The 12,212-nt window shown below is 39.1% G+C and carries 9 protein-coding genes; 3 read left to right on the top strand and 6 right to left on the bottom strand.

Annotated elements, in window-relative coordinates:
* Positions 1-20: 20 nt before the first annotated feature.
* The 4 genes from HDF25_RS12835 to HDF25_RS12850 all read right to left on the bottom strand — a co-directional run bounded on the left by HDF25_RS12835 (position 21) and on the right by HDF25_RS12850 (position 7,239).
* Entirely contained in the window at positions 21-1,808 is a 1,788-nt protein-coding gene (locus tag HDF25_RS12835; protein ID WP_184625277.1) for a RagB/SusD family nutrient uptake outer membrane protein, read from the bottom strand.
* 27 nt (positions 1,809-1,835) lie between these two features.
* Positions 1,836-5,399, bottom strand: coding sequence for a TonB-dependent receptor (locus tag HDF25_RS12840; RefSeq protein ID WP_184625279.1), 3,564 nt, complete (start codon positions 5,397-5,399; stop codon positions 1,836-1,838).
* 127 nt (positions 5,400-5,526) lie between these two features.
* Complete coding sequence (locus HDF25_RS12845) at positions 5,527-6,576, bottom strand: FecR family protein (protein ID WP_184625281.1); 1,050 nt, start codon at positions 6,574-6,576, stop codon at positions 5,527-5,529.
* An 84-nt stretch (positions 6,577-6,660) separates the two neighbouring features.
* On the bottom strand, positions 6,661-7,239 hold the full coding sequence (locus HDF25_RS12850) for an RNA polymerase sigma factor (RefSeq protein WP_184625283.1): 579 nt from the start codon (positions 7,237-7,239) through the stop codon (positions 6,661-6,663).
* A 569-nt stretch (positions 7,240-7,808) separates the two neighbouring features.
* On the opposite strand from HDF25_RS12850, the gene HDF25_RS12855 reads away from it, so the two are divergent.
* Both HDF25_RS12855 and HDF25_RS12860 read left to right on the top strand, forming a co-directional pair.
* Positions 7,809-8,561 (top strand): hypothetical protein, encoded by a 753-nt coding sequence (locus HDF25_RS12855; protein WP_184625285.1) that lies wholly within the window; start codon positions 7,809-7,811, stop codon positions 8,559-8,561.
* A gap of 103 nt (positions 8,562-8,664) precedes the next feature.
* Positions 8,665-9,417, top strand: coding sequence for a hypothetical protein (locus HDF25_RS12860; protein WP_184625287.1), 753 nt, complete (start codon positions 8,665-8,667; stop codon positions 9,415-9,417).
* A gap of 11 nt (positions 9,418-9,428) precedes the next feature.
* On the opposite strand, the gene HDF25_RS12865 is transcribed toward HDF25_RS12860, so the two are convergent.
* Positions 9,429-9,695: a helix-turn-helix domain-containing protein gene (locus HDF25_RS12865; protein ID WP_184625289.1), complete on the bottom strand. Its 267-nt coding sequence runs from the start codon at positions 9,693-9,695 to the stop codon at positions 9,429-9,431.
* 332 nt (positions 9,696-10,027) lie between these two features.
* Between HDF25_RS12865 and HDF25_RS12870 the strand changes: the two genes are divergently transcribed.
* Positions 10,028-11,560 carry a hypothetical protein gene (locus HDF25_RS12870; protein WP_184625292.1) on the top strand — a complete coding sequence of 511 codons (1,533 nt, stop codon included), beginning with the start codon at positions 10,028-10,030 and terminating at the stop codon, positions 11,558-11,560.
* Here HDF25_RS12870 and HDF25_RS12875 read toward each other — a convergent pair.
* Positions 11,557-12,129, bottom strand: a complete 573-nt coding sequence (locus tag HDF25_RS12875) for a thymidine kinase (protein WP_184625294.1) — start codon at positions 12,127-12,129, stop codon at positions 11,557-11,559. The genes HDF25_RS12870 and HDF25_RS12875 overlap by 4 nt on opposite strands.
* Between the last annotated feature and the right edge of the window lie 83 nt (positions 12,130-12,212).

The following is a 12,212-nucleotide window of genomic DNA, read 5'->3' on the forward strand; positions in this document are numbered from 1 at the left end:
GTTGCTTGTTGATTTTTTGATTAATTATATCCAGGATTTTGTTTCAGTATTGTCGTTCCTCCAGAAACACTCAGGTCAATCTGGCGTTGAGGAATAGGATAGTATTCATTTCTACCGGTAGTGAATTTTCCTCTTCTCACATCTGACGTTAATTTACCCTGGTAGTTGAAATAAGCATTTAATTCTTTTTCCGCAAGCCCCCAGCGCACGAGGTCAAAAAAGCGGTGACCTTCCATAGCCAATTCTATTTTACGCTCATAATAAACAGCACTTAGTGCATAATCTTTGCCTTTATTTGCAAAATCTCCGGCAGGATATTCACTGATCTTATAATTTGCAGCGGGAATAGCAGAGAATCCGTCCATAGGTTTAGAATCATCCTTGTATTTATATACCCAGCCGTCTTTGTTTGCGGCCCTGGCTCTTACTCTGTTTACATATAACTGCGCTGTGGCCAGGCTTCCAATCTGCGCTTCACATTCGGCAGCCATTAACAATACATCCGCAAAACGGATCACCAGGTAATTGATTGCTGATCCTGGAGCCCATGAGGTCATATCAGCATCTGTGGCAGCATTTTTTTGCCAGTATATATTTTTCTTTGGTCCATAAGGTCCACCATAAGACTGATCTCTGATCCATGCTGCGCCTGGATAATTTCCCCAGTCCAGATAAGGGATGCCACGTCTTCCGGCTGTCCAGTCTATCCTGGGATCGAGTGTTCCGGTATCTGCTGTAAAATCAGAACCTCCTGGTATACCCATGTCATTTTTAACAGCGAAATCATTGTAATTGGTCAGATAGGGCAAACCTGTTACCTCATCGGTTCTGAAGCGGTTTACCAGATCTATAGATGGCTGGAAAAATCCGCAACAGCCAAAAGGGCTACCTCCGTATGGAAAGTTGAGCATATCACCGTTATTGCCACTTGAAGGTCCTGAAGGGTCAGTATTGGCTGCCATTTGAATTGTAAATACTTCCTCAGGGTTGTTCTCTTTGCCTGGCAGAAAGTTATCCTCAAAGGAAGCGTTTAAATCATATTTTTTACCGCTGCTGGTTGCTCCCGAAGGTATAACCACATCAAACAGGGCTTTAGCCTCTGCGTATTTATGCTGATATAAATAGGATTTTGCCAGATAAGCTCCTGCTGCCCATTTATTAGCTCTCCCGATTTCGGGCTGGGTAGCTGGCAGGTTTTCATAGGCAAATTTGAAGTCACTATTGATTTTATCCCATAGATCGGTATTATTCGGCTGGTTAAAATCAATAGTAGTCTCATCTATCCATGGGATTGTATTCCATAGTTTTTTGAGCTCAAAATAATAATGTGCTCTTAGAAACCTGGCCTGACCAGCTATAGATTTTCCCTCTTCCGCACTGATATCGGTTGCTCTCGCTAAAAATTTCAATACGTTATTAGTACGGGAGACACCTTCATACAATGCTTTCCACTTTCCATTGTAGAAAGCATTATTAGGGTCAGAGTAGAAATTAGCAATAGGATCAATAGCAGGCTGATCACCACCATTACTACCCTTTGAAGCGTCACCTCCCGCTATTGAACCAAAAACCCAGTTACTGGGTGAAGCCTGCCAGGCATCTCCGCCACCAAGCCCCTGATTATTACCCTGCATTCCATATAGTGCAGCATACGCGCCTATCAGCAGTGAATTTACTCCATTTTTATTGGCCACCAATTCTTCAGTTACAGAACCTAAAGGAGGCTGGACTAATGCTTTTTTACATGAATAAAATAATTGCCCTGTAAAGACCAGTACAGTTAACAAAATAAATGTAGATTTCTTCATCTTTAATATTTTTAAACCCGGGGGTGATTAAAAGGATAAGTTTAAGCCTAATAAGAAAGTCCGCTGACTAGGGTAGGAACCATCATCTACGCCGTAAGCCGTTGATTTTCCGGTTTCGCTCGAAGTCCCGATCTCAGGATCTGCACCCGAATATTTAGTGATGGTAAACAGATTGGCTCCCGATAAATAGACCCTTAACTTACTTATTCCTGCTTTCTGCAATTTCACGGTGTTAAATGTGTAGCCGATCTGAACATTCTTTAATCTCAGATAAGAACCATCTTCTACGAAATAAGAATTTGGGACAGCATTAGTGCTGAATGAGTTTGCTGTTTCCTGAATAGGGGCCTTAGCATTATGATTCTGCGGAGTCCATGAATCGTATAAGGCTGTTTTACTTTTAGCCCCGCCAAAAGAAGGGGAAAAGTCTGTCCACCATTTAACCTGGTTCCAGATAGAATTTCCCTGAACGCCATAAAAGAATACACTGAAGTCCCAGTTCTTGTAAGTTGCACCCAGATTTATCCCGTAGCTGAAATTGGGGTTCGCATTTCCTAAAAACGTACGGTCATCTGCTGTGACACGGCCATCTCCGTTGACGTCTGCATATTTGAAACGCCCGACACCGATATCGGTCTGGTAAACTGCATTCGGGTCCCCTGTAGCGGCCTGTGCTTTTTTATTGGCAGCATCTACTTCGGCCTGTGAATTCCAGAAACCATCTACTTTATAGCCGAAAAACTGACTGATAGAATGTCCGACTGCATTGCGGATGATATTACTTCCGTCGAAACGGCGGGAATCCACATCATAATAATCTGCGCCGTTAGAGATTTTTTGAATTTCATTGTGGTAGGTTGTGATTGTAGCAGTTGCATTCAGTTTCAGGCTGGTATTAACCTGTGTATTACCGGAGACTGAGAGATCAAAGCCATTGTTTTTCATCTTTGCGATATTCACAAAAGGAGGTTTTGATGCTCCGCCGGTACCGATGGTCTCGGGATTATATAAAAGATCCCGGATATCCTTACGATAATAATCGGCTGAAATATCTATATGTCCACCAAACAGACTGGCGTCAAAACCAAAATTTGAATTGATGTTTTTCTCCCATTTTGCTCCAGGGTTACCCGTTTGATTCTGATAAAAACCAGATACAATACTATTCCCGCCACCGATAGCGTAATAAGAGGTGCCTATAGCACTTCCAAAAGTAGTGAATGAGTTTCCGCCACTTACATTCAACTGATTTCCCATGATTCCATAACCACCTCTGATTTTCAGATCAGTAATCCATTTTACCTGGTGTAGAAAATCTTCTTGTGAAAGCCTCCATCCTGCACTGACTGCAGGAAACCATCCGTAGACATGTTCCAAAAATTTTGATGAACCATCGCGTCTGATGGTCGCCCCCAGCAGATATTTATCATTATAACTATAATCTACTCTTCCAATCAGGGAGAATAAGGCACTCGCCGTCCGGTCACTTGTTGTTTTCATTGGACCACTACCTGTGCTCAGTGTGGTATAGTTTGGATCAAAAGAAAAATAACCCTGGTTCGAACCTGTCGAAACACTGGTGTATTCCTTATAGTATTCCGTTCCAACCAATGCTTTAATACGATGTTTATCAAAAACCTTATTAAATGATAATGTATTTGTCCAGCTATAATTATAACCGCTTAAAGCAGATTCTGAATAAGAATTAATTGTAGAGTTCTCTGCATTCTCATACATCGGATATACAAAAGCCCGTGTAGCACCCGAGTAATTTTCACCGCCAAACTGTGTCCGTAAAGTCAGAAAGTCAGTCAGATCGGCTTCGGCAAATACATTTCCAAAAAGGCGGTTCTGTTGTGATTTGTTGTTCTTGGTTCGCTCGAGCATGGCGACCGGATTATAAGCATCTCCAAGGTTACCACCGTAAGATCCTGCATAATTCCCATTGATATCTTTTACCGGGATGATAGGTTGTTCCCTGAAAGCATGACCAATTGCGTTGTCTCCGCTTAAACCAGCGATCTGAGGATTGTTTGTAATCGAATAAGCCAGATTTTCACCTACCCTTACATGTTTACCTACATTAAACTGGCTGTTTGAGCGAATTGTATATCTTTTGAGATAGGTATCTATCAATGTTCCCTGCTGATTAAAATAATTGGCAGAGAAGAGATAATTACCCTGATCCGATCCGCCTGTGATGGCGACGTTCTGACTGGTAATTGCAGCAGGCTTGAAAATTTCATGATACCAGTCTGTTCCCTGCTTATTGGCCTTTGTAATTCTGTAAAAACTGTTGTATTCGTTGGCAGAAGTGTAAAATGGTTTTAGTTTATACAACGCGGGATTGGCTCTTGGATCACCTTCCTTTGCGCCTGCTGGCAGGATGTAATCTGGCAGTATATAGGTCGGCCCATTTCCATACAGAGAATCTCTGAAATCAGTTGCTCCCGAATTGACCATGGCCTGGTGTTTAAGGTCTGCCATCTCCTGAGGGTTTAGTACATTCCATACATTACCACCTTTTGGACGTTGTGTCCCATAGTAAGCATCATATGATACAGTTACTTTACCTTTGCCTTTTTTGGTGGTAATCACAATCACTCCATTGGCGGCCCTTGAACCATAGATTGAAGCTGAGCCTGCATCTTTTAATACCTGCATGGTCTCTACATCATTTGGATTAAGATCAGCAATGCTTTGTGTAGGTATACCATCAACTACATACAAAGGATTATTGTTTCCAAATGTATTTACACCTCTGATCCTCACCTGAGGCTCTTCTCCGGGCTGGCCCGATCCCAGAACGGTAACACCTGAAGCCTGACCTTGTAAAAGATTGTTTACCGAAGCTGTCGGTTGTTTGACCATCTCGCTGACATTGACTACCGAAACGGCACTTGTCAGGTCTTTTTTTCTTTGTGTGCCGTAGCCTACGACAACTACCTCTCCCAATGAAGTGAGTTCTTCAGTTAACTGGACATTGACTACTGTCCGTCCATTTACCGGAACTTCTTTTGTCCTGAAGCCGATATAGGAGAATATCAATACTGATTCAGCGCTGGTTGAAATAATTGCATAATTTCCATTTGAATCAGTTGTTGTTCCGTTTTTTGTCCCTTTTATACTTACACTCACACCTGGTAATGGTTCTCCTTTATCGGAAGTTACTTTACCTTTCAGGGTAACCTGATCTTGTTTTGAAGTCTGTGCAGGATTCAATCCCGGAACCTCTTTTTCATAAAGCAAAATCTGATTATCCTCTACTTTATAATAAATGTTTAAAGGATTTAGAGCCTCATCCAGAACCTGTCCCAAGCGCTTATTGACCACTTTAATACTTATTTTACGCTGTGCTTTAATCATAGTCGAGCTATAGATAAAGTTTACGTTGGTCTGGCTTTGTATTTCTGCCAGAATCTGTTTAATCTGGCCGTGGTTTATATGGATAGAAATTTCTTTATTTAATATTTCCTGCCCACTGGCATTCCTGGCGAATGAGGCGCATGTAAATAAAATGCCAAGAAAGATTTGAGTCATGGATATCCGCATTGCTGTTTTGATTAAAGCAACAAATCGCTTTTTTTTCATACCTTTAGAAGTTTTTGTTCGTTAATGTGAAAATTTCGTACAGAGATTATTGGCTGACAATGTTGGGGAACTTGTCAGCCTTTTTTTTGAAGATTTTTGGTTAGTAATTTTGTCAGGCCATAGGCAATCAGGGTTTAGTTTTAATAATTATTTTAGTACCTGATATTTCATAATGTGCCTTTAGGGAATGACAGAGCAGATCTAGCTTCTTGTATAAACTCTGTTTGGAAATATCTCCGGTAAATGTGTTATTATAGAGTTCCTGGTTTTCAATTATAATATCTATTCCATAGGCAGACTGTAGTGTGTTCAGTACAGCTGACAATGGGGTGTCATCAAATAAATAAATGTTTTTCACGGTGTGGGTATAGACCGGAATTAGTGGAACAGGATCTGCTACCAGGGTCGTCTGGAAATCATCAGCACCAGCCGAATAAGTTGTTTTTTGATTGGGCGTAAGCACGACCTTCTTCTCTTTAGCAAATAAATGTTTAAGATTTAAATGCCTGTCTTCATTCAGTGATACAACCACTTTTCCGGTTTTTACAATTACTTGTGTCTGATCCGAATCCAGATTGGTTTTAATCACAAAACTGGTCCCTACTACCCGTGTAATCACCTTCTTGTTATAAACGAAAAATGGTCTTTTCGGGTTCTTACTGATCAAAAAATAGGCCTCTCCCTGTAGTGATACCTCGCGCATTTTAGCACAGAAATGCTGTGGGTAGGATAGGGATGAATGAGGTTGAAGCACAACTATACTACCATCTTCCAGGTCCAGCTGAAGTGGCAGGGCGGTCTCATTTTTCTTTTCCAATATACCAGCCTGTGCCTGAAATTTCAGAAACTGAGGGCTCTGATGGCTGGTCAGGAACAGATATCCTGTAAACAATGCAATTGCTGAAATGGCAGCGGCAGTAAACCAGATCTTTAATGACAGGCGTTTAGTCGGTTTTAGTGTATTGATCACCGGTTGATCTTCATCAGTGAGATAGATTTCGTGGTTGATCCTATCCCATAATTTTTGCTCGAGCGTCGGAAACTCATTGGGATAGATCTCCTCAAGATCGTCCTTATCCAGCATAGCATATAATCTCTCCACCACAATCAGTTCCTCTGCAGAACATTGATTCTGCAGATATCTCTCTAATAAGGAATGAAGGGCTTTTCTTTTCATCTGGTTATGCCTTTAAACTATATGTAAGTTTAACCGGCTTTATCCCTAAAACGAATCAGTATATTTTTAAAATTAAACAGGCTCTTAGTGAAAGAAAAATAAAGAGAGAAGCAAAAAGAGGTATTCTTTTAAGTGGAACCGCATACTTTTTATAGACTGCGTAATATGGTATTCAACGGCCTTTTCCGATATATTCAATTCCTGTGAAATTTCTTTCGTAGAGCGGTTATCAATACGGCTTAACCGGAATACTTCCCCGGTTTTTTTTGGAAGAAGTGAGATCCCTTCATTAAAGGCTTTAGACAGATCATTCAGGATAGCTAAATCATCAGTATTATTAGTAACGGGTGGTTGCTGATTGTCGAGATGGATTTGATATTTTTCTTTAACCAGTTGAGATTTATAATGATTAATGATACTATACTTCAGGCTTCCGAATAAATAATTATCCAGGGAGTTTATGGCGATTGTCTCCCTTCTTTTCCAGAGATCAACAAATAAATTCTGGGTTATTTCTTCTGCCAGCTCTTTGTGATATACTTTTGCATATGCGGCTTTGTAAATCCCCTTCCAATAACGGGTGTAAATCTCTTTAAATGCCAGTTCATCACTAGCTTTTAGTAAATCTACCAACAAATTATCGGGGAGACCGTTGTATTTCATTCAATTTATATCTGGCAATAAAATTTAGCTATGTAATTTTAGTTTATTAACGTCTGTTTGTGTAATTATCAGATCTTATCAGGAAACTAAGCCCTTAAGTTAGTAATTAATTCAGTAAGAGCCTGTTTAAAATTCATCAAATATTTTTTTTATACTTATTTATAGTTAGAAACTGCCGGATTTTCCATGATTATAGTTGTTTTTTATTATAGGCAGCCATTGAAGCCATGTTTGTACAGTGCATTCAATAAAGTTAATTTGTTTACCTTATAATCGTTGTTTAGAATTTTTTTTTAGAGATTTAATTTGTTTGTTTTAATCTCAATTTATTGTGTATCAGTGTTGTTAAATGGGTGCTTTGGATTAATTACGGAGTTAAATTTATTTTGATTTAGAAAAAATATACCCTATGTTTCTGTGTTTTTAATCAAAACTATTATTTTAGAGGACTAAGTTCTTTACTGAACTGAATATGGCTATTTCTGAGGTTTTTGCAGACCGAATAAAGTTTCATCTTTTCAAGAGAAAGAAACCTGTTTTTATGTTTAAATCATAATGAAGAATATAAGATGGAGACAAAAAGACAAATTAAACTCAATTATACCCGGGAATTTACTATTGCTTGTAAAATCAATAATCTGAAGCCCATAGAATTGCTGCAATATTTTATTAACCATGTTTCATTTTATGCATTTATTGGTGGTAAAATTGATGTAACCTATCTTTGGGCAACCACAGTTTGTATAGATTTTAAGGAAGAATATGGTGGAGAGATTATCCAGGTAACTATTCCTGAAATACAGGAAATTTCCCTAAAGTATATTAAAAAGCTGACATCCCTGAACCTGAATGAACCGTTTCTTTCGAGTACGGCGGCCTTCCAGAGTATTTTAATCATGGATGAGTGGTCTTCGGAAATGCTTCCCTTTACCGATTATGAACCTGAAATAATGATATTTAACGGAGAGTTGCTTAAACTGACATTTGATTTTAATTTAATCTGCAGAATGAATGGCAGTGGAATAGAGGAGCTTCTTCAGTATTTCATTGATAAAGTCTCTCTTGCCAGGGAAAGAGCCACGAATTTTCATCATTTTGTGAAAACCGATCCCAGTACAGCTTTCCTGTTACTTCTGGTTGGTCATGATGAATCAGTTAGAGACCGGGTACTGCCCCAGCAGGAGATGTATAAGAAATATGGACTCCGGCTACTGGAACTGGATGATGAACAAAATGAAGAAGATAATTTTGAAAACAGGATGAAAAATTATGATGCTTTTTATCAGGAATGGTTTAGTGCATTGAATAGAATTAGTAATTAGCAAGGTAGGTTTGTCCGGAATACCTGTCTAATGCAACAAATACACAAAGATGTTCCTGAGTTACGGACCTGGTTACAACCGTGAGTAAATTAAAATAAATGTTATGGACTCGAAAGGACGAGATCAATTAGCCCTTACGGAAGATTTCAGGGTGGCCTGTACAATCAGCAACCTGAAACATGAAGAGGTGCTTCAATATTTCATTAACAGGGTTTCTTTTTATGCGTTTAATGGCGGTGAAATGGAGGCCGTATCTTTATGGGCTACAAGTATTATAGTCGACTGTAAAAAGGAAACTGGTGCTGTCGTAGAGGCTGTGACAGATAAAAAAGTACAGCGGATATCTCTGAAGTATATCTTGTTACTGGGCGATCTGAATGATAACCCTTATCTCTCTACAATTGATAAAATGAAGGAAAGTATTGTGCTGATGAAAGAATGGGAGACCAATATAGCTCCTATAGTGAATTATCCGGTAAGTTTTCAGCTGGATGAATACCGGTCACTGGTACTGACGTTTGATTTTAATCTTTTATGCAGAATGAACGGAGTAACTCCATTCCAGATCCTACAGTATTTTGTTAGTAAAATTTCATTAGCCCGGGAGAGAGCATTAAATCTGCTTGAATTTGTGGAAACTAACTCCTGTATGTCCCTTTTCGGTATGATGAAACTGAGTCTCACCGCTAAAAAGAATAAAATTCCTATTCATCTGGAAATCCATAAATGGTATGCTGAGAAGCTGAATCTACTCGATGAAAGGCTAAAGGAAGAAATTAACCTGGAGAAAAGAATATTGGTGTACCGTACATTTTATACAGAATGGTATAATGCACTTAGGAAAAATATAAACTAGCCCCTGAGAAATCAGGTGTTTTTATTCTTTTTTTCGATCAGTGCCGTAGGTGGAAGAAAATCTTTTGGGGATAAGCCAAAATGGTCGGCAAATACATTAATATGTTTTAAATTATATTTTGCCGGATTGCTTATATTCTCTACATTACCTATGAAAGAAGCTTTTACACCAATAATATAGGCAATATCTTCCTGTCTCAATTTCTTATCAGCTCTTAGTTTTCTGATGAAATCAATGACATGTTGTTCAATAAGATCAAGTTTTACCTTTCCTTCCATTTTGCGACTAAGTAATTTATATTCCCTCTTATAATTTACATATATAAGTGTAAATGTGGCTGATTTATAGTATTTGAGTTAAATTATTGAAATATGACAATATAATATTGCGAATTAAATCTGTTTTTAATTACGGTAAAACCTTAAGTTTTAGTATGTACCAGTGGTTTTTTATTTTATTCTTTTCTATTTCCAGATTACAGATGTTACCACATATTGTTGTCTTAAGGTACAAAAAAAACTTTAATGTAATACAAACCTCTTAATGCCGTTCATTCATTATATTTGTTACATTACATATTTGTTACATTACCTTTGATTTTTAAATCTAAATGAATAAGACCATCACTGGTTTATTGGCCTTCAGGAATATGGATAGCCTTATTTTTTCCATAATTGGCTTCGTCCTGATACTGATTTACACCAGGCACTCAGGGGTTGGGATCTCCCCGGACTCTATTATGTACGTGAGTGCGGCCAGGAATATGAACAGTCATGGCGCGTTACTGGATTACAATCTGAGGTCCTTCGTTGATTTCCCTGTTTTTTATCCGCTATTTTTAGGGGTAATATCTTTTGTCTCGCAGATTGATCCGGTTGCTGCAGGACCTTATATCAATGGTTTGCTCTTCGCCTGTCTTATTTTTTGTTGTGGCTGTGCGATCGGGTCATTTAAAGATAGTAACAGGCTCTATAAAATAATTGTATTGTTTTTTATCGCATTGAGTCCGTCATTGTTCGATGTTTATTCAATGTTATGGTCCGAAACATTGTTTATTCTGTTGTCAGTCTTATTTGTCCTGACCTTCAGAAGGTATATTCTGCTCTGTTCGGTTTCCAGTTTATTATTATGTGCAATGATTGCTGCGATAGCTTTTATAACACGTTATGCCGGAATTACCTTTGTGGCAACCGGGTTAATGTTGTTGTTGTTTGACCGTACGTTACTCTGGCGTAAAAAAATGGTTCATCTGTTCCTGTTTGGAAGCTGTTCCATTTCATTGTTACTGATGAACCTGGTTCGCAATACGCTCATATCAGACTCATTGACAGGCCCCCGCGAAGCCGGGACGACTGGCTTAAGTGATAATATTTATTATTACGGAAAGGTTATCTGCTGGTGGTTGTCTGTTCCGGATCACGCTAAAGTGTTTGTCTGTGGTCTTTCCATATTTATTTTTCTGGTTGTTTGCGTGCTATTTACCAAACATATCTGGTCAGTAAAGGCCTATCTGAGTACGGAAAATTATTTTGCTGCATTTTTCATTGTTTATACGGTGTTTATCATAGGTGTTTCTACGCTTTCCCGCTTTGAACAGATCAATAACAGATTTATCGCTCCTTTATTTATTCCGCTGCTGGTCACTTTAACCTATCGTGTTCCAGGATATCTGGTACGGTTAAGTGGCTCATCCAAAAGAATAGCGTTGATTACAGTTAGTGCTGTGATCCTGATTTTTCAGTTTAGTCAAATCAAAAAAGTATATGGGATGTACCAGGAAGCGAGAGATTATGGGATAGCCGGATACACGGATGATTCGTGGCGCAATTCTCCGACGGCCGAATTCCTCAGGAAACACAACAGTGCTTTTAAGCCTGGCTATGTGCTGTATTCTAATGCAGCAGAGGCAACTTATTTTAATGGAAATACGCATACTACTTCACTGCCGCACTGGGTTGACCCAAATGACATTGAGAAACTCTTTAAAGAAAAACACCTGTACCTGATCTGGTTCAGAGAAATTAATGACACCGATCAGATCAGTATGGCACTCCTTCACCAGCGCGCCGCCGTCACTAAGCAGTATAGTTTTAAGGATGGGGATATTTATCTTATAGAACCTAATTCTAAGCAGCTCCCTTAATCTTTTGCGTGAAAACAGGCTCTGCACCTGGGTTCGTAACTTTCTTTCTCTCCGAGCAGGATTTTAGCTTCGCTGGATACCCTCCTGAAAGAATACATCGCCGGACTTCCGCATCTTACGCAAACAGCATTCACTTTAGTAACCAGTTCCGCTATAGCCATCAGCGCAGGGACAGGACCAAATGGTTTTCCGCTGAAATCCATATCCAGACCGGCAATGATAACCCTGACACCTTTATTAGCCAGTTTATTACATACTTCGGGTAATTCATCATCGAAGAACTGAGCTTCATCAATACCAACTACCTGTGTATCGGCTTTCAGTAAAAGGATAGCAGATGAGTGCGTTACAGGAGTCGCCTCAATAGAATTATAGTTATGGGAAACAACTGCTGATTCGTCATAACGGGTATCTGTTGCAGGTTTATAAATTTCTACTTTTAACCTCGCAATCTCTGCGCGTTTCAATCTTCTGATCAGTTCTTCTGTTTTGCCTGAAAACATGGAGCCGCAAATTACTTCAATGCTGCCGTATTCTCCTCTGCTGTAATTTTGTTCACTAAATAACATGCTGTATTCTGGGGTGTAATGCCCGGCGAATATCGAAATTTTGTAGTACTTTTGAGTGTTTAGTTATCAACATAAACCACCAA

It is taken from the genome of Pedobacter cryoconitis (assembly GCF_014207135.1).
Lineage (GTDB): Bacteria > Bacteroidota > Bacteroidia > Sphingobacteriales > Sphingobacteriaceae > Pedobacter > Pedobacter cryoconitis_D.